General features: G+C 34.3%; 17 protein-coding genes. 4 read left to right on the forward strand and 13 right to left on the reverse strand.

Going from position 1 to position 18,679, the window contains the following annotated elements; all coding sequences use genetic code 11:
* Positions 1 to 120: 120 nt before the first annotated feature.
* The 6 genes from IGQ45_02720 to IGQ45_02745 form a co-directional block, all read right to left on the reverse strand.
* Positions 121 to 1,836, reverse strand: a complete 1,716-nt coding sequence (locus IGQ45_02720) for an HlyD family efflux transporter periplasmic adaptor subunit (protein MBF2056140.1) — start codon at positions 1,834 to 1,836, stop codon at positions 121 to 123.
* A gap of 168 nt (positions 1,837 to 2,004) precedes the next feature.
* Positions 2,005 to 2,601, reverse strand: a complete 597-nt coding sequence (locus IGQ45_02725; protein MBF2056141.1) for an acyl carrier protein — start codon at positions 2,599 to 2,601, stop codon at positions 2,005 to 2,007.
* Between the two features lie 245 nt (positions 2,602 to 2,846).
* Positions 2,847 to 3,176: an XRE family transcriptional regulator gene (locus tag IGQ45_02730; protein MBF2056142.1), complete on the reverse strand. Its 330-nt coding sequence runs from the start codon at positions 3,174 to 3,176 to the stop codon at positions 2,847 to 2,849.
* A 13-nt stretch (positions 3,177 to 3,189) separates the two neighbouring features.
* Positions 3,190 to 3,402, reverse strand: a complete 213-nt coding sequence (locus tag IGQ45_02735) for a hypothetical protein (GenBank protein ID MBF2056143.1) — start codon at positions 3,400 to 3,402, stop codon at positions 3,190 to 3,192.
* Complete coding sequence (locus tag IGQ45_02740; protein MBF2056144.1) at positions 3,399 to 3,743, reverse strand: hypothetical protein; 345 nt, start codon at positions 3,741 to 3,743, stop codon at positions 3,399 to 3,401. The genes IGQ45_02735 and IGQ45_02740 overlap by 4 nt, the downstream gene beginning before the upstream one ends.
* An 85-nt stretch (positions 3,744 to 3,828) precedes the next feature.
* Positions 3,829 to 7,851, reverse strand: coding sequence for a magnesium chelatase subunit H (locus tag IGQ45_02745; GenBank protein ID MBF2056145.1), 4,023 nt, complete (start codon positions 7,849 to 7,851; stop codon positions 3,829 to 3,831).
* 248 nt (positions 7,852 to 8,099) lie between these two features.
* Here IGQ45_02745 and IGQ45_02750 point away from each other — a divergent pair, with 248 nt between their 5' ends.
* Both IGQ45_02750 and IGQ45_02755 read left to right on the forward strand, forming a co-directional pair.
* Positions 8,100 to 8,318 (forward strand): hypothetical protein, encoded by a 219-nt coding sequence (locus IGQ45_02750; GenBank protein MBF2056146.1) that lies wholly within the window; start codon positions 8,100 to 8,102, stop codon positions 8,316 to 8,318.
* Entirely contained in the window at positions 8,305 to 8,748 is a 444-nt protein-coding gene (locus IGQ45_02755) for a PIN domain-containing protein (protein MBF2056147.1), read from the forward strand. The genes IGQ45_02750 and IGQ45_02755 overlap by 14 nt, the downstream gene beginning before the upstream one ends.
* A gap of 133 nt (positions 8,749 to 8,881) precedes the next feature.
* On the opposite strand, the gene IGQ45_02760 is transcribed toward IGQ45_02755, so the two are convergent.
* From IGQ45_02760 to IGQ45_02775, 4 genes are all read right to left on the reverse strand, one after another.
* The gene (locus tag IGQ45_02760; protein MBF2056148.1) at positions 8,882 to 9,418 is read right to left on the reverse strand and encodes a hypothetical protein; all 537 of its coding nucleotides are present in this window, start codon (positions 9,416 to 9,418) and stop codon (positions 8,882 to 8,884) included.
* Positions 9,419 to 9,463: 45 nt separating this feature from the next.
* Entirely contained in the window at positions 9,464 to 9,973 is a 510-nt protein-coding gene (locus tag IGQ45_02765) for a DUF2273 domain-containing protein (protein MBF2056149.1), read from the reverse strand.
* 273 nt (positions 9,974 to 10,246) lie between these two features.
* Complete coding sequence (locus IGQ45_02770) at positions 10,247 to 12,838, reverse strand: AAA family ATPase (protein ID MBF2056150.1); 2,592 nt, start codon at positions 12,836 to 12,838, stop codon at positions 10,247 to 10,249.
* Positions 12,839 to 14,020: 1,182 nt separating this feature from the next.
* Entirely contained in the window at positions 14,021 to 14,290 is a 270-nt protein-coding gene (locus IGQ45_02775) for a carboxymuconolactone decarboxylase family protein (GenBank protein MBF2056151.1), read from the reverse strand.
* A 372-nt stretch (positions 14,291 to 14,662) separates the two neighbouring features.
* On the opposite strand from IGQ45_02775, the gene IGQ45_02780 reads away from it, so the two are divergent.
* Together IGQ45_02780 and IGQ45_02785 are read left to right on the forward strand one after the other, a co-directional pair.
* Positions 14,663 to 15,136, forward strand: coding sequence for a hypothetical protein (locus IGQ45_02780; GenBank protein ID MBF2056152.1), 474 nt, complete (start codon positions 14,663 to 14,665; stop codon positions 15,134 to 15,136).
* Between the two features lie 24 nt (positions 15,137 to 15,160).
* Positions 15,161 to 16,054: a phosphorylase gene (locus IGQ45_02785; GenBank protein MBF2056153.1), complete on the forward strand. Its 894-nt coding sequence runs from the start codon at positions 15,161 to 15,163 to the stop codon at positions 16,052 to 16,054.
* Here IGQ45_02785 and IGQ45_02790 read toward each other — a convergent pair.
* The 3 genes from IGQ45_02790 to IGQ45_02800 form a co-directional block, all read right to left on the reverse strand.
* Entirely contained in the window at positions 16,028 to 17,881 is a 1,854-nt protein-coding gene (locus tag IGQ45_02790; protein MBF2056154.1) for a protein phosphatase 2C domain-containing protein, read from the reverse strand. The genes IGQ45_02785 and IGQ45_02790 overlap by 27 nt on opposite strands.
* 236 nt (positions 17,882 to 18,117) lie before the next feature.
* Complete coding sequence (locus IGQ45_02795; GenBank protein MBF2056155.1) at positions 18,118 to 18,408, reverse strand: type II toxin-antitoxin system VapC family toxin; 291 nt, start codon at positions 18,406 to 18,408, stop codon at positions 18,118 to 18,120.
* On the reverse strand, positions 18,405 to 18,548 hold the full coding sequence (locus IGQ45_02800; GenBank protein ID MBF2056156.1) for a hypothetical protein: 144 nt from the start codon (positions 18,546 to 18,548) through the stop codon (positions 18,405 to 18,407). The genes IGQ45_02795 and IGQ45_02800 overlap by 4 nt, the downstream gene beginning before the upstream one ends.
* Positions 18,549 to 18,679 lie beyond the last annotated feature (131 nt).

Genomic DNA, 18,679 nt, shown 5'->3' on the forward strand with positions numbered 1-18,679 from the left:
AAGCAGAGGGAGAAAGGGAAGCAGAGGGAGAAAGGGAAGCAGAGGGAGAAAGGGAGAATTAATATTTAATTTTTTTAATTATCAATTGCCCATTATCCTTTGCCCATTATCCTTTGCCCTTTACCTGACTTGTTTAAGACTATCGACTTTTTTGGTGAATAATTCCGTAAACAAACTCAAGACAGTGCGATTTTCTCGAACCTTAATATTAACACTCACAGACATCCCCGATTGTAACTCCGCAGGTTCTCCTCTAATCAATAAATTTTGTTGCTCCAATTCCACCTTCACGGGAAAACGATAAAAATTATAAATCTGGTCTGGAGGTAGTGCATCTGAACCAATAAAGGTTACTTCTCCTTTAATATCACCAAATTCACTATAAGAAAAAGAGTCAATGCGCACGTCAACCTCTTGCCCAACTTGTACAAAACCGATGTCAGCATTGGTTACATAGACTTCAGCAATGAGAGGATTATTAGGACCGGGATCAGGTACAATTTTTAATAATGCCTCGGATTGCCCACTTCTCGGCACAAAGCCGGGGTGCGCTTGTAGGTCAAACACTGTACCAGAAACAGGTGATTTTAACTCCTGATATTTCATGGTTTGCTGGGCTGAACTAATTTGACTATTTAATTCCGCAATTCTTTTCTCATTATCCACAATAATTTTATTAATTTGACTATCAATCTCCGCTATACGTTGATTATTTCCTGCAATACGATCTCTTATATCCTTTTCTGTCAGCGCCCTTGTATTGCGCAATTCTTCTTCACCTTGACTAATTTGCAAGTTAATCCGTTGCCTTTCTTCTTCTAACTGTTTAATTTCAGCTTGACGAGTTTCTACTTGTTGTTGTTGCCTTTCTGCTTCAATTTGACCATTAGCTCGACTTTCAATGATACTAGCACGACGATCTTGAACTCGTTGTTTTTGTAAGTCCGTTTGAATTTTTGCTACAGCGCCCTCCACCGTTAGAGGACTAATATTTTCTAAAATTTCCTGATCTATTTTTAAACTTTCTTCCGCTTGAGCGATGGTTTCACGGTTACGGCGTTGAATTTCCGCTAAAACTTGACGATCATTTACCAACTGTTGCCTAGCGTCTTGTAATTGTAACTGATTTTGATTTAACTGTTTTTGTAGCTGTTCGATGCGAAATTGAGCTACTAGCGCCCGGGACTCAGATTCATTATTAGACGCATTTAAACGGGCGATTTGTTGACCATTGAGAGAACCTGTAGCACCCTCCCCCAACTGCATGGCAAATAAATCATTTTCTTGGATAATATTTTGACGATTCAAGGCTAAAGCCTGTATTTCGGGCGGTAACTCCAAATCAATAACATTTTTTTCTACCACCTCTTGAGTTAAAGGAGTATTCATCAAAGTACGATAAAAACCATTTTCTTTCACCAAAGAATTTCTAATGGCTTCCAAAGAAACTAACTGAGATGTTGTCGCATCGGAATCAAAAGTTACCAAAGAATCCCCTTCTTCAATTCTTTGCCCGTCTTCCACCTGCACAGTGCTAACTACACCGTTGAGGGGCGCTTGGATTTCCTGTACAGTAGTTTTAGGCTTTAACAGCCCTTGGGCGCCCACTACCTGTTCAATTTTGGCAAAATACGCCCACCCCACCGCAAAAGTAGTTACTCCTACGATACTCCAAGTCATTGCCCTTGACCACACTGGAGAAGGTTTGAGAATTACATCTCGCTCAAAATCGGAAGTATCAAGGTTAATGGGTTCTTTTTCTTCTTTTTGGTCAGGGATTTGACCATTCCTCTGTAATAATTCGTCGTATTGTGTCTTAGTCTGATTGGATTGCATAGTTTTACGTGCGCTGTGTTACCCATATTTTGCCTTAAAACTTCCATTTTTTGATCATAATTTTTTAGAACTTATGCGCCTATACAAATACACTATAAGTTCTAAACCTTATGAAGGACGCAATAGTATCGATTTTGCCTCTTATAATAATTAAAGTTCAATCGCACCTTACAAAAACTGATTTAATTCTGCTTGTAAAATTTCTATTTCTTCATTTAAGTTTTGGATAGTTTTTTTGAATTTATTAACTTCCCATTTTTTTTCTTGTATTGAATTTTCGATAAATTCTACTCTCTTTTTAATACGTTCAATCTCACCATTATTAATGCTTGATATAACTTCAGGTACTTGAATATTTTGATTTCTTAAAAACTTAAAAATTTCTTTTGGTATTTGTTCTTGTCTTTTGATCTTTTCTATTTCTATTTCTCTTTCTTCTTGTCTTTTGATCTTTTCTCTTTGCTGTTGTCTTTTTATCTCTTCTAGTTCTCTTTTAATATTAAGTTCAACGACAGATTCTTTATTTAGGAGAAGATTGAAAAGGTCTCTTACTGTATAAAAATGTTCAGCTTCTTCATCAGTTATTTCAACTTCAAATGCTTCCTCTATAGCCATGACAAATTCCACTTTATCTAAATCATCCAAATCATAAGGGGCTAAACCTAAATCCTTATAAAAATTAGCATCAAGAGTTACTTTTTCAGACTGAACATCTAGTTGTTCAACAATAACTTCAGTCAATTTTTCTAAGATTTTTTCTGATATTTGATCATACTCATTATTCATTTTGTGTAACCCCACTCATACCATTAATTTCTGTTAAAACTATATAATAAATTAAAAAGGGGGAGGGCGCTATTATCTAAAACAAGAATTTCAGTATCCGTCCACTTAAAAAGTTCTTGAAATTTAAGGAAAGTTTTTTAAATTTGTTTAGGGATAAATTTTTCTTGTGTCATGACAGATTAAAATTTTGTTTTTTAATGAATACAGCTTTTGTATTTTATTATTTAGGATAAGTTGACAAGAATTTTTCCTTGAGGATTATTTTTAATAGTTGTTTTAACTTTAATTTCTATATCTTGACCTAAAATATTCAGGAATTTGAGTAAACTTTCTAACGGAAAACTTAATAATCTCCCATGAAGTAAATCAGGTACTTGATCAACCTCTATTTCTAAAGTTTCAGCAACATCTAAATCAGTTAAATTTCTCTCAACAATAATATTATTAATTTTTCTTACTAACTCTGCTTTTACTAACATTTCCTCTGCATGGGGAAATCCTAAATCAGCAAATACGTTACCACAACTGGTATGAACTTCTATTTCTTCTGTCATCAGTTTATTTATTTTAGACATTAATCGGTGATTCTATTTTCAATAATCTTTTAGCCTTATTTAAACGATATTGATATAAAGGAGAATTTCGATTTTGTTCATCTAATTGGGCAATAATATCATCTAAAATTAAGATTTCAGCGTCCATTCGTTCACAAAGTTTTTTTACCTTCGCAGATGTAGCTTTAATTTTTTCTATATCGGGAGTAAATGGTTGTTGTGTCATGATAAATTCCAATTTCTTTTTTCGTCTTTAATCGTCCCTTCTGATGCTGCTATTGTTCCTTGTGCTTCTTCAATAGAACGCTCCAACAATTCTAGCATAGCATTACTAGCTGTGGGTTGAGAGTCTGCAATTCTTAGCAAAAGTGTATAGAATCGTGAATAATAAGTATTTGCTCTTTCTCTAATATTATCAAGATCGTTAAGAGAAATAATTGTTAATTCTGTTTCTCCATAGGTTTCTAAAAGAATAAATGTAGTTTCAGTGGTTTTATGAATAACGGATAATAATTGTTTTTGTAATTCTAAAACTATTGTGGTAATTTCTTCTGGTAATTCAGCCATTTTTAATCATTCAAGTTAATTAACAATTAAATTTAAAGGTGAGCCGAAGCCCACCCTAAGATAATTTTATGATTCTCGTTAATGATTACTCAATACCTTCGATGCGGTCTTCCGCTTCTTGATAAAGTTGTTGTAACCTTTCGATATTCTCATCAGAAGTTTCCCAATAACCGCGCCCGTTAACCTCCAATAAAGTGCTAACCATGCGACGGAAAGAATTAGGATTTAAATCCATCAACCGTTTAGACATCTCCTCATCTTGGATAAAGGTAGTATTGGTATCTTCATAAACCCAATTATCCACAGCATCAGCAGTGGCACTCCAGCCCATGGTATTAACAAGGCGTTTCGATAATTCCCTTACTCCCTCATAGCCATGGGATAACATACCCTCATACCATTTAGGATTGAGTAACTTGGTGCGCGCATCCAAGCGCACGGTTTCCGATAAAGTGCGCACTTGGGCGTTAGCGGTAGTGGTATCGGCAATATAGGCAGAAGGTTTTTTACCATCATCACGCAAACTAGCCACAACTTTAGTAGGATCAGAATCGAAATAGTGAGATACATCCGTTAAACTAATCTCCGAAGAATCAAGATTTTGGAAAGTAGCATCAGCAGTTTTTAAGGATTTCTCAAAAATGTCTCGACTTTCATCCATTACTCCCGGATTATCAGAGTTAAAAGCAAAAGATTTACGGTTTAAATACATATCCCGCAATTCTTGCTCTTCTTCCCAACTACTATTCTCCACCGCTAAGTTAACATTACTAGAATATGAACCAGAAGCATTAGAAAATACACGGGTTGCCGCTTGACGTAAATTAACACCCATTTCCTCAGCTTGTGCTAAAGCGTGTTTACGGACAAAATTCATCTCTAAAGGTTCGTCAGCTTCAGCAGCCTTTTTCACCGCTTGATCTAACAAATTCATTTGATTGATGAATAAGTCACGGAATACACCAGAACAGTTTACCACCACATCAATACGAGGACGACCCAATTCTTCTAAGGGGATTAACTCTAATTTGTTAACACGCCCTAAAGCATCAGGCACGGGTTTCACCCCAATCATCCACATAATTTGTGCTAAAGATTCCCCGTAGGTTTTGATGTTATCTGTACCCCATAATACACAAGCGATGGTTTCGGGATATTTACCACCATTATCCATTTTTTGACGCTCTAACAAGCGATCCACAACGATTTTAGCTGATTGTACCGCCGCCAAAGTAGGGATTTTTTGGGGGTCTAAAGCGTGAATATTTTTACCAGTAGGTAATACGTTAGGATTACGGATGGGATCACCACCGGGTCCGGGTAGTACATATTCACCATCAAGGGCTTTTAATAAACCACCTAACTCATTATCAGCGCACACCTGCGTTAAACAGAACTCTAAGTATTCAAACAAAGGCTTGAGGGCTTTTTCATCCACATTGGTGTAACCAAATCCATGTAATTTAGCTACCCAAGGTTCTTTTTTGCCCATATTAAAGAAATTGAGCTTAGAAACGAGGGAAACGCGCCCTTCGGCGTTGATTTGCTCCTCCACTAAAGCTCTTACCGCTCCTCTGGTTGCCTCTGTGATATGCTGTAATAACTCCACATCCGCTAATACCCCTTTATCAGCATTACGGTAGATTTCTTCCATATTACGCCCAATACTCTTGGCGATAATGGTGGTTAATGCCATAATACCGTCATCTTCACGGTCTAAACTAGCGATATTAACTAAAGTGGCAATAGCTTCTTCTGCCGTTGGCGGTTTACCGATAACGTGTAAGCCACAGGGTAATAAGCGAGATTCAATTTCCATCAACTTGCGATACACAGCGCCCACAATCGTATCTCTTTGATCTTGGTGGAGGGCGCTGGAATCAAATAAATCCGCCTCTTGCCCTTCGGGGGAAGCAATTTCAGGAATATCCTTATCAAGATTACAAATACGGGCTTTATCCACAATGGTATTGACAATTTGCACACCGCGCCCACTATCTTTCAAACTCTGATAAGAACCAATTAACTCGCTCAACTCCTCTAAACCTTTGTAAAGTCCAGCATTTTCCGCAGGAGGAGTTAAATAAGAAATAGTGGCGGCATAACTACGGCGTTTGGCAATAGTTGCCTCACTGGGGTTATTAGCAGCATAGTAGTAGATATTAGGAATATTACCGATCAAACTATCAGGGTAACAGTCATTAGACATCCCCATTTGTTTGCCGGGCATAAATTCCAACGAGCCATGAGTACCAAAATGTAATACGGCATCAACACCCCAAACTTTCTCAAGATAGGTATAGTAAGCGGCAAAACCATGATGAGGAGAAGCCGAGCGAGAGAATAACAAGCGCATCGGATCGCCTTCATAACCGAAGGTAGGTTGTACCCCAATAAACACATTACCAAAATGTTTACCGTAGATTAACAAATTTTGTCCATCGCTGTTAAGATGTCCCGGAGGCGCCCCCCAATTTTCTTCTAATTTGTGAGAATAAGGAGTTAAACGCTCGTATTCTTCCACACTCATGCGATAGGCAACGTTTAATTCAGGGCTGGAATACTGCGCTTGAGCATCATGGATTACTAATTCCATCAATTCTTTAGCAGTTTCCGGCACATCTTGCACGTCATAGCCGTTATTTTTCATGCCTTTTAGCACTTCATGGATCGAACCGAAAACATCTAAATAAGCAGCAGTACCTACGTTACCTTTATCGGGAGGAAAACTAAAAACGGTAATCGCTAATTTTTTCTCTAATTTGGGTTTTTTGCGTAAATTTGTCCATTTTAAAGCGCGCCCCGCAATAGCTTCTACCCTGTCTTGGAGAGTAATTGATCTGCCGGTGTTACCATCACGCCCAGAGAGGATGATCGGCTCAATCGCCCCATCTAACTCAGGGATAGCAATTTGTAAAGCCACTTGGATGGGGTGTAAACCGAGATCGCTTTCTTCCCATTCTTCCGTAGTTTGGAATACCAACGGTAAAGCCACCATATAAGGGCGGTTTAAGCGTTTTAAAGATTCAATGGCTTTGGGGTGATCTTGACGCGCAGGTCCACCCACAAGGGCAAATCCTGTTAAAGATACCACTGCATCAACGATGGGTAAAGGTTCAACCCCTTGCACTGGTTTATCTAAGAAATACTCGTCCACAGGTTTGGAGAAGTCTAAACCACCAGCAAAAATGGGAATAACTCTAGCGCCCCTATACTCCAATTCCTGTAACATTGCCACATAGTGCGCATCATCTCCCGTAACAAGGTGAGTCCTTTGTAAGACTAAACCGATGGTGGGCGCTAAAGGGTCTCTCAAGTCATCATTGATGTCATCACGGTTATTGTACCAGTTAAGATATGCCTTGATGTCTTCAAACATTTTCGGCGCGAGGGGATGCCAAATACCCATGTCAGGATACACGGTAGGCTCGTTATAATCCCTTTTACTGAGTAAGGATTTTTCCCCCGTGAAAACGTATTTATCAGCTAACATCAAGAAGAAGTTTTCGAGGTTGTCGGCGTTACCACCTAACCAGTATTGAAAACTTAACATGAAGTTGCGCGCGTCTTGGGCTTTTTCTACGGGTAAATATTTTAATACCGTAGGCAAGGTGCGTAATAATTTGAGCATGGCATCTTCAAAACCAGCGCCATTTTTCTGTTTACGCTTTTTCATAAACTCGCCGATGACGCTTTTGCTTTGCCCTAATTGCGCCATGCTGAAGCTACCCATTTTGTTGAGGCGCATTACTTCGGGCATGGAGGGGAAAACCACAGCAACATCTAAGTTATCACGATGAGGAGTGACGGCTTCAACGACTTTTTGAGCTAATTCTTCAATGAAAATCAAAGAAGCAATGAAGATATTAGCTTCGGCTACGTCTTTTTTAAATTCTTCGTAATTGTCGGGGCTTCTTAATTCTTCGATCAGATAACCGCTAATCTCAATGGCAAGGTTAGGGTTATGGGCGTTAATGGCTTTTACTGCTGAAGAAATAGAACTTTGGTATTGTGGTTCTAAAACAACATAAACCACCTTCATCAATGCCCTTCCTTGTAGTTCGGAGGGCGCTATATGTCTGATGGCGGATTTTACGTTTGTAAACATTAATGTGTAAACTCCTGAATTTATTGGATTTATCGGATATATGTTAAGAATTATTACAGAGCGTAAGATAAGCTCTTTATAGGTTTTACCACGAAAATAGGCTCTTTTACTTATATCCTCATTAATTTTTACGGTTACGCACCATTTTTTGTTACATTCTGTTACATTCTCTTATTTTTCTGGGAGACTCCCCGTAAAGTCTTTGTTAAGATGTAGAAAATATCATCTACTGGTAATACCATAAACTTATGTTCAATATAAATGCCATTGAATTTACTACGAAAGTTAATCAAGGAATGATTGTAATTCCTCAAGAATATAATGAAAATTTAACAGAAGATTTAGAAGTTGAGGTTATCATTAAACCTCTGAAAAAAAGGCGATTAATGGACGAATTAGCAGAAAATCCTATTATAGTTAATGATTGGCAAAAATTAACCAGAGACGATATTCATGAAAGATCGTAAATTTTTTGTAGATTCTAATATTTGGCTTTATCGCTTTCTTTTTGACCGAAATTCAGAACATTTTACATATCAAAAAAAAAGAGAAATTGCCATTAGTTTAACTAATTCTACAAATATTGTTATCAGCACGCAAATAATTACAGAAACTTGCTCTGTACTTAAACGAAAAGCTAATTTTTCAGATAGACAAATATACCAAATTATTGAAGAGTTTGAAGAACAATGTCAGATTATTTGTTTAACATCTATTGAAATGAAAAATGCGTGTGAACTTAGGAGAAAATATAATTTTTCGTATTGGGATAGTTTAATTGTTTCTTGTGCATTAGTATCTCCTGTTAATGTTATTTATTCAGAGGATATGCAACATGGTTTAGTCATCAATGAAAAACTGACAATTATTAATCCTTTCTTGTCCATGTTTGAATGATATTTTTATATATAGTAAATAATATTTTTTGATGAGGTTGGGTTGAATATTATTCAACCCCTACGGAAAAATGTAGGGGCAGAAAATTTTTCTGCCCACTTCCACCCATACATTTTCTTCTCGATTTTGTAGTTTAGTTATCTAATATGTCATTAATTAATTTATAGGCTTCGGTAAGACGCATTTTTCCACTGGAAATAGCTTTTAATAAATCAAAAGCGTCTTTTTTGTCGATGCGATCGTAATCTAAAGCTCTGTATAGGACATTATAGAAATGACTTAAGTCTTTTATATTTGGTTTTTCCTTTTTCTGTTCAATTTCTTTGATACGTTTTTCAAGGTCAATTTTTAACTGTGCTTTTTTTGCTTCTATTTGAGAACCGTGTTTGACGATTTGTGTTAAACCATAAGCGGCTGCACCTCCTGCAACGGCTGCGGTTGCAACCCAACCAATGGGAGTAGCTTCTACTAAGACAAAACCTGTTATGGCTGTAATAACTGGAATTGCAGATGTCACGCCCATTGAAGCCACAGCCCAACCGACTACACCAGCACCAAAGACAACTATTCCGATTTCACCTAAGATTGCCACGCTATCTTTTGGATTTTTTTCCAGTTTTTTGAGTGCTGTAAGTAATTCTTTTTTACTGGGTATTTTATCTTCGGACATAATTTTTAAGTCTCCATCTTGAAAAAATTTAATGCAAAATATATATCATGAGTTGATTTCAGCGAATACTAAACGGAATACTTCTATTAATAAATAGAAAAATTCTTTAAAAATTTCAATAACTTCTTGAGTTTGCTCAATAATTGTTACCCCGTAAACTTCTTCCCCTTTTTGTTTTTTATCTAGTCGATGCCCTGCGATCGCTCCAATACCAACACCCAATATCATTGCTAAAGGTGCTAAAAATTGTCCAAAGAAGGGAATTGAACGAACTAAAATACTTACAGAAATACCTAATGCAACACCGATCGCTAAATGAGGATGTGCTTTAATAAATTCGAGAATTTTTATTAAGATAATTTTACCGACAGAAATTACTTTATTCCCGATTTGTTGTACTTTCTTTATTAGTTCGTGTAATCTAAGGGCTATAGAATCACTAAAACCTGCGTTGGAAATCCATACATATAAATCTGTATCATTCATTGAATCGACTTCTATTTGCCATAAAGCCATTTTGAGATTTGCTTGTGATAATGTTAATGCTCTATCCATAATAAATTTTTCTCTAATTTACACTGTTTTATCTGAAATCATACATTCTAATTTACTTATCATTCTCACTTTATTAATTTATGCAAATTGTCAAAAGAAATGTTTTAAATTGCCTCGTAATAAATGGACGAGGCTACAATGTTCAGATTGCTATTAGTGAATAATGATGGGTCTTCACGAGATAGTATGCTACCGAGACTGTAAGCCTTACTCTCTCGTTCTCAAAATGCAATTTCCATACCAAGTAATGAAGAGCCATAATGATTATTCAATTTAGTTTTTATTTTGAAATCCTTTGGGTGGTCTCTTAGAGGTTGTTTTAGTATCTTTATTTGGGACATAAGAAGATAATCTTTCCTTTTCTTTTTCCTGTGTGGATAGAACTGGAGAATATTTAATATTACTTAAATCCTTAATAAATTTTTGAAATTCTTTAATTTCTTCTAATGGATTTTCTTGTAATTGATATTCTTTACGAATTTCGTTAATTGTCTTAATAATCTCATTACTTTCTTTACTATTATCTAAAATATTTTCGATTTTGTTAAACAATTCTTCTGCATCTACTTTTTTAGCGTTTTTAGGATAATCCATTTCAAAGGTTTTAATGAAACGACTTACTTTTGTAGCAATTTTTTCTTTGGAAAACTCTAACTCAGCTTTTCTTTTTTTATCATTAATTTGTTCAAAAAGTAGTTTAAAATTATCCTTTAAAATATCTAGTTCTTCTGATAGCATATCTTCATTTTTAATTACCTCAAGAACACTTTTCACAAAACCAAATCGATCTAAACAAATCTCATATTTTTCCATATATTTCTGAAGGTTAATAAACGATGTTTCTTGATCATTGAAAGTAGATTTAATTTTTTCTACAGTAATTTTGTCCAAAACATCCTTATCTTCTGTAAAAAGATGAGCATATTTTAATAATGCTTTAACCGCTATTGACAAAGGTATTAAGTCTTCTAATTCAGTAACTTTGAATGATGTACTTTTATCCTGTGCATTAAATTTCTCGATTGACTTAATTAAAATAACGAAAGCATCCACAAATTTATCACTTTTATCATCATCAAATTTGGAATAAACCTCTTGACTAATTTTGTCTGCATTTAAAACAGTGATTATTGCTGGTTTTTCTGTGTCTTGTCGTAGTAATTTTATCATGTAGGGAATTTGTGTAACATCTCCTGCGGGAATAATTGTTATGTGATTTAAGTCTAATAAGTCAATTTTTTCTGGAGCAGAGATATTATTTTTCCCTTCATTTAACTCATTGAAATAAGTTGTTAATCCTGCAATTAAAATTTGATCTGATAAACGGGATACTATTAAGTTACAATTCCCCATAAAGGCAGTTTCACCCACTAAAGAACCAACAGAAGTTCTCAACGGTTCATAATGATTTCTGCCAATATCATTAACTACTCTTGTTCCTTCTTCTTCAGCTCCTTTTTCTAAAACTCGAAGTCTTTTGGGATTATTTTTGTCAATTAAAAATGGTGAATGGGTTACAAAAATAACTTGCACTGGCTCTCTTTTATCCTTACCATCAGCAAATGCTTTAAATATTTTCATTAAGTCTTGTTGAGCTTGACTAGATAAAAAAGCATCGGGTTCATCCATCAGCAATATTTCTGATTTATTGGGAATAGGATTATGAGCCTTATATTGAATATAGTAGCTGAGAAAGTATTTTAGCCCTTGGCTTCGTTCGGAAAATGAATAAGTACTGCCCGTTTTATCTTTAATAGCAAACTTAAGATGATAATTACTCAAAGAAACCACTAACTTAAATTCTTTATCCTGTACCCACCAACTGGGAAAATTTAATCTTTCCGACAGACTTTTGTTGATTTTGTCAATAATAGCGGCAACATACCCTTGTTTTTTTGCATTAAAAGAATTTTTGATAATTTCAGCTAAAAAATCTACATCTATTTCTGCTACATTACAAATTAATTTATATGCCAGTTCGACTTCATCAAAATCATTTTCGTACTTTGTAGCTGACTTTAAAATTTCTTGAAGCTCATTATATTTTTTAATAGAATTTCTATGACTTGTTGTAATATCTAAATATTGTCGTTCTAAGTCCTCTGCTCGACGATGTCTTCCTTCATCATCATGCCAATATCCTCCATTTGTGTGTTCACTATCACAGGGAATAGGGGCTTTTTTGCTAATATCATTTAATAAATCATTTACCTGTTTCCATTTTTCTAAATTTAATAATAGAGTGCTAGTATTACTGGATTGAGAATCTTTACTTGCATTACTTTTATTAATTATCTTCTGAATTGAAACACTATCAGGTAAAGCAATTTTTGAGTTAATAGGCAAAATACTTGGTAAAAAATTGGAAAAACTAAAATCATTAATAGGATACTCTTTATATTCATCAGTTTTTTCATCTTTCAGATAAATAGTAACATCTTGATTTGTGCGAAACATTAAAAATTCAGAACATTTCACTGTCTTAGGAATGTTGATAAATTCTCGTAATTTACTTTGTTCATTTTCTGTTAAATTTTTCCACTCGAAACCAAAATTAGGAAACATGGATTTATCTTTGGTAACAGTGAAAAATTGAGAATAACGACAAAAATCTTCTCTTTCTATTCCTTGCCCTGTAATTCCTTTTTCGATTGCACTTAATAGATGTGATTTTCCTGATTCATTTGCACCAACAACCGTAGTAATCTTACCATCGATGGGGATTTCAACATAAGGAAACCATAGGGTTTTATCATTATCTACCCATTCCCATTCTTGAGCTTGAGATTGATCTACTGTAGATTTTTTGAGATAGTCATAATTAAAAGATTTGTAAAAACGAACAAATAGTTTACTGAGAAGCATAATTTTTGTATCCTGTGCGATTAATGATGTGTGCTTTTGTGTTTAGTTATTGACGATGAAACTCTTTACTTATTTATCAGGTAAAAATTACTGATTTATGCAAGATTTACGAAAATTAGAATTTTTTGATAGTTAAGACACGATATGAAAAAAGACTCATGAGAAAGCATTAACAAAAAAGTTACAATTTTTACCATAAAAGCCAATCGGTATTTTTCGTTTTGATTTTGCCAGTTTGAATCCTGTCATTATCAAGAGTTGACTGTTGTGATAATGTCATCTCTACGATTGACCTTGCTACTTTCTCATAACTTTTCTCCAATGTTGATGTTTCTATTGTAATCTCATTTATAAGAAATTGTCAAGAAAAGTAATCTTTTAAATGAGATACTTAAGAGAATCTCTTGATGATATAGTAAAATGCCTAACCATAAGGTATGAGCTGCTGGCCTTAGGCAAGTTAACAAAAAATAAAAGGTTTGAGATTTTTCTTTATCCCTCACAATAACAGAATATCTTTATTTATGAGCAAATCAGGAGGAGGAGTGCCTAACAAAAAATATTAGGAAAAGTTTATGAAAAATTCAAGATACTCGGTATTGGACTGCGAAAATTAACAAAATCGTAACAAATATTAGTATAAAAATATCATAATTATAATTGTGAAGGTGAGGTTTTAAATGAGACAAAAAAATAACACGAAATTCTCACTTATGTGAAAAACTGGAAATTACTCTACACTAATGATTTTATATAAACTATTTATTAGATGCCTTCTCTTTCTGTTCAATTTATTTGAGACGTTTTTCAAGATCAATTTTTAACTGCGCTTTTTTTTGCTTCTATCCCTCATCTTTCACTTTCTGATCAATTACCTTTATTAGATATAGTTTTAGCCATTATTCAATTCTGATAATTTATTTTGATTAAAAAGTTTCAAAATGATTTGTTAATCAAAGCTTTGTAATCTAAGAACGGTAAATTTTTTTTAGACAGTGAAAAAAGAAGGATAAAACCTCATCTGTCAATTTGCCTTCACCATTAGACATCTCCAATAATTATTTTAGTAATCAATTTGAGTATCATTTTTATAAATTATTAACATTTTATACATGATCCCTGTTTATAAACTATAATTTCTGGAGAAGTCTATTGCACTTTTTCTGCAGACCCTAAATAGGTTTAGCTTTCTTGACTAAATTGTTCTATGGCTTCCATGACATGGGTTGCATACATTAGAGATGGGCCACCTCCCATGAATACTGTGACCCCTAGCATTTCGACGATTTCTTCTTTACTTGCACCAGCTTTTAAGGCTGCTTGGGTATGAAAAGCAATACAACCGTCGCAACGGGTAGAAACAGCAATAGCCAAGGCAATTAATTCTTTTACTTTCCCTGATAAGGCATTAGACTCTGAAGCACTTTTACTCAAAGCATAAAAAGACTTCATGACATCGGGTAATTCTTCACTTAATTGTCGAGTGTATTTTTTGATGTGGCGAGTTTGTTCGGGATATGGTTCATTGTAAAATTGAGACATGATAAATAATCTTTGTTATTTGTAACATTTTCAATTTTAATTCTAAAAACAAATACTGCATAAATTAATTAACTGATGTTACACAGTCAAACGAGATATTAATAGTCTGAGAGATTAATTGCGAAAGAAACATTGGTACTTTAAGATTTATTGCGGCTAATGTCAGTTAATTAAAAAATAGTTAGGGTTTGCTGAATAAATCAAAAGCTGATAACAAACATTGTTTAATCGACTGAAAATTGCATACTAAGGTTAAAATTTAAGAGTTATTTGGGGAAAATTATGATGAATAGTCCAACACCTTCAGAAATACAAGAAAAATTATCTGGCTTGATGCTGATGAGATTTAAAATTTCTCCCAGTCAATCTTTAGATATGGTTCAACAATGGTTAAATAGTCATCAAGATGAAGATATATTTTTCCTTTTTCAGTGTTTTAAAAATCAGTTAGTGCGCATTGAGGAGAATACCATTATTGATTTATATGCCCTCAATATTACGAAATTAGTTAACGATATGCGTCTGAGTGATGGGGGGTTAGAAATTAAAAATCGCCATTATCGTTTAGTTACTTACGATCAATGTTTTATTGGCAGTGAGGCGGTAAAATGGATGCAAAATCGTTATGGTATTTCCAAAGCGGAAGCCATTAATATTGGACAACAGTTAATTGATGCTAAAATTATTCATCATGTCACCGATAATCATAACTTTAAAGATGGTGATCTTTTTTATCGGTTTTATGTTGACGAATAAAATAAGTATTTGATGAATAGATTTATGACAGCAGAACATCTAAGTTTGTGGGAAAAAATAACCGAAACTACCCAAAGGGCTTTATTAACAAAAGCCCTTCATCCTATACCTACTAATTATGAAATTATCAATCAAAATAATCTTACTTTTATTGTGAGAATTTTAGAAAATATTGCTCGAAAAGAAAACGCTAAAAAAGTACAAAATAAGATTCAAAAAACAACTAAATATAATCCGTTTTTACCTTACGAAAAAAATCTTTATGTTAATGATTTGGGTACAAATCATGTCTGTATTTTAAATAAATATAATGTAGTTAATAATCATGTTTTAATAATTACTCGACATTTCGAGCCTCAAGAAAAGTTATTGAATTTAGCTGATTTACACGCTTTTTGGCTAGTTTTAAAACAGGTTTCAGGTTTAGGTTTTTATAACGCTGGGAAGTGCGCTGGTGCTTCTCAACCTCATAAACATTTACAAGTCGTGCCTTATCCTTTGGTGTCAGAATTAACGACTATTCCTATGGATAATTTAGTTTTAAGTTATCAAAATAAAGTTAAGACTAATCAGATATTTTCGATTGATGAATTATCTTATCAACAATGTAGCGCCCTCCTCACCACTCATGATAAATCTGCGTTGGAGTGCGCTAAACTCACTTGGGATTTATACCAGCAAATGTTGAATTATTTAAAATTAACAAAAAATCATAATAATTGCCTTGATAATTACAATTTATTAATTACTGAAAATTGGTTAATGATTATTCCTCGTAGGCAACCAGAATATAACTCTATTTCTATTAATTCCTTGGGTTTTGCGGGCGCTTTATTAGTCAAAAATCAGGCACAATTACAATTATTAAAAGAATACCAACCTTTAAAAATACTACAGGAAGTTGGAATTTCTAAATAGGGTTTGAGATTCTTCGCTATAAGACAAAGAAGATTGATTATTAGACGGTGAAGGGCGCCCTTGGCGATACCTCAGCGCCCCTAACCCCAGAATAGTGATGATCAAAAGGGCTAACCAAAAATATTGATGATGAATTAAATTAGCAGAAATTGATAGAGACTTTTTGCTGGGTTGGGGTAAATTAGGAATAATGGAAGTAAGATACTCCCAAGTTAAATTTTTGATCGGTGGAGCATCCTTAACGGGAGTTACACCACAACGAACTAAGGCAATGGTAATATTATCATGACCATTTTTTTCTAAGGCTAAATTCAACAAACTTTGTAAACCTTCCTCAAGGGTAATGTCACCCCTTAAAATTGGTAACATTTCTTTTTGCCAATATTGTTCTACTCTTTCATAATCCGATAAACCATCCGAACATAACAGAAAAATACAATCCTCATTCATAATCAAACGCTTAATATGAGGACGAATGCGACTAGCATAATCAGTACCTAAAGCCTGAATTAAAGCGCCCGTTTGGGGTGTAGCTATTGCCTCTCGATATAAACTATAACCCAAGCGCACTTCCCGAGATGCCAAATCGTCATCCACCGTTACCTGATGACAGCCGGAAGAATTACTAATTAAATATATTCTTGAATCCCCCACATGAGCTAGATAAATTTCATGATCTATAGCCATAGTTAATACTACCGTAGTACCCATACGATCCCGTTCTTTACTATTATTAGCATTATTAATTTTGGCAATACGATTGTTTGCCTTTGATAACGCCATAACAATTTTTCTTTTATCGATTAAAGGTGTCCAATTTTGGTTATGTAAGGTTTCTTTTAACTTTTTTTCGTAGGCTTTATTTAATTCTTGTTCTAAAGTGTCAATGGCTAAACGAGAAGCTATTTCTCCTCCTTTTTGTCCCCCCAAACCATCGCAAACAATGGTTAAACTATTGATTCCAGCACCACTTTCTTTTATTATATCTGGTTGTGGATAACAAGCATCTTCATTTTTCTCTCTTTTTTTACCAGCATTAGTTGTAGCAATTATTTCGTATTTATGGATATAATTATTATTACTAATAATATGTATAATTTGGTCAAAAATACTAATAACTTGTTCTGGTTTTGTTAATAAACCTTGTTCTAAACTAAGAATAATTTTATTAATAATTTCTTTAAGTATTGGATTTATTTTAGGTAATAGGGTATGCCATAAACTAGCTAAATTTCCCAGATTAAAAAGAAAATCTTGATCTGATTTTAGTTCAATTAACTTGACAAAATTACCACTTACTGCTAGATTGTTTATATCTAATAAGCTAGATAACATCTGCTGTTTACTGAGGGGATGCCAAAGATGAATCATTTGCCATAGCAAATTAACTTGTGTAAAGGGAGAAGCCTTTGACCAAATTTCTAAAAAAGAACAAAAAAGCTCTTCATAAATAGGTTTTCCTGTGTTTTCATCCAGCATAATCCCCTCATATTCCAATAACCAAATTACTTGCCCTTCTTCTTCAATTCCTGCGTAAACTTGCGGTGTGTGGAGACGATAAGAAAAAAGTTTTAGGTAGGAAACGATGTCATCTGATAAGTCGGAGGGCGCTGGGGGGGTTAAGTGGGGTTGAGTATCTAAAACAATTTTGCCTTGATGGGGTGAAAAGCGCCCTCCGCCCAGTGCTTTATTTTGGGGAAAAGGAGAAAAATCTCCTAATACTCTTAAATATCGCTTAATAACAGGAGTTTGACAATTAGAACAATACATTTCACTGACGGGATTGAGGGTGTCGCATTGGGGGTTAATACAGTGAATGTTAGTCATAATTCAATATTGCCGTTAATCCTGTCAAAAATTAATTATCAATGTCCATGATACTTTTTTATTATGATATATCCTACCGCCCAACTCAGAAAAATTATTTAATCTTGATATAACCTGAGTTCGAGATAAAATTTTCGGTGGTGCAAAGGTGTCAGGTATTAGGTGTTAGGTATTAGGTGAAAGAATTGACAAAAAATATGTCTTAATTGATTTTTTAGGTTCAATTTTTGATCGAATCAGATCATCTTCTGAAAATTACACCTAAAACCTGCAAACTGAAGCACTTGTAAAATTAACTTTTCATCAGTTAAATAAACATTAGATAAACCAAAAACTGTTCTAAAAACCTGACAAATTTCTAAAGGTTGAAACTTATAAGCAAAACGCAATACCCATTCAGTTTCCAAGATTACAGTATCAGCAATAAAGATATTTTCATGGTCAAATAACTTCAAACTTTGCTGATATTGTATTTCATCATCTTGAGTAATTAATCTAACAAGAATATTAGTATCAACGGCAATTATTGATTCCATAATTGTTCAATTCCGTGAGCAATAGCTTGATCCATTTCTTGAATTGTTTTTGCCTTACCAATATACTTTGAACACTGGGTAACATCTGATAATTGGGTGACAGGAAAGACTTTTTTCGGTTTTATTGACACTCCCACCACTAAACCCTACGGGTTATAGTGGGGGATTCTTGGTTCACTGACTCGCCGTTAGACGACAGGTTTGCACCAATCGCCCAAGAGGGCAAATCTCCCCAAGCGTATGTTCCCGTATGCCCTACGGT

The sequence above is a fragment of the Cyanobacterium sp. T60_A2020_053 genome (assembly GCA_015272165.1).
In the GTDB taxonomy this organism is placed as follows: domain Bacteria; phylum Cyanobacteriota; class Cyanobacteriia; order Cyanobacteriales; family Cyanobacteriaceae; genus Cyanobacterium.

Bases quoted from the DNA above. Each gene is read 5' to 3' on its own strand.
- IGQ45_02755 (MBF2056147.1), top strand. From the start codon at position 8,305: ATGAAAGATCGTAAATTTTTTGTAGATTCTAATATTTGGCTTTATCGC.
- IGQ45_02720 (MBF2056140.1), bottom strand. From the start codon at position 1,836: ATGCAATCCAATCAGACTAAGACACAATACGACGAATTATTACAGAGG.
- IGQ45_02780 (MBF2056152.1), top strand. From the start codon at position 14,663: ATGATGAATAGTCCAACACCTTCAGAAATACAAGAAAAATTATCTGGC.
- IGQ45_02740 (MBF2056144.1), bottom strand. From the start codon at position 3,743: ATGGCTGAATTACCAGAAGAAATTACCACAATAGTTTTAGAATTACAA.
- IGQ45_02735 (MBF2056143.1), bottom strand. From the start codon at position 3,402: ATGACACAACAACCATTTACTCCCGATATAGAAAAAATTAAAGCTACA.
- IGQ45_02785 (MBF2056153.1), top strand. From the start codon at position 15,161: ATGACAGCAGAACATCTAAGTTTGTGGGAAAAAATAACCGAAACTACC.
- IGQ45_02790 (MBF2056154.1), bottom strand. From the start codon at position 17,881: ATGACTAACATTCACTGTATTAACCCCCAATGCGACACCCTCAATCCC.
- IGQ45_02745 (MBF2056145.1), bottom strand. From the start codon at position 7,851: ATGTTTACAAACGTAAAATCCGCCATCAGACATATAGCGCCCTCCGAA.
- IGQ45_02770 (MBF2056150.1), bottom strand. From the start codon at position 12,838: ATGCTTCTCAGTAAACTATTTGTTCGTTTTTACAAATCTTTTAATTAT.
- IGQ45_02760 (MBF2056148.1), bottom strand. From the start codon at position 9,418: ATGTCCGAAGATAAAATACCCAGTAAAAAAGAATTACTTACAGCACTC.
- IGQ45_02775 (MBF2056151.1), bottom strand. From the start codon at position 14,290: ATGAAGTCTTTTTATGCTTTGAGTAAAAGTGCTTCAGAGTCTAATGCC.
- IGQ45_02750 (MBF2056146.1), top strand. From the start codon at position 8,100: ATGTTCAATATAAATGCCATTGAATTTACTACGAAAGTTAATCAAGGA.
- IGQ45_02730 (MBF2056142.1), bottom strand. From the start codon at position 3,176: ATGACAGAAGAAATAGAAGTTCATACCAGTTGTGGTAACGTATTTGCT.
- IGQ45_02765 (MBF2056149.1), bottom strand. From the start codon at position 9,973: ATGGATAGAGCATTAACATTATCACAAGCAAATCTCAAAATGGCTTTA.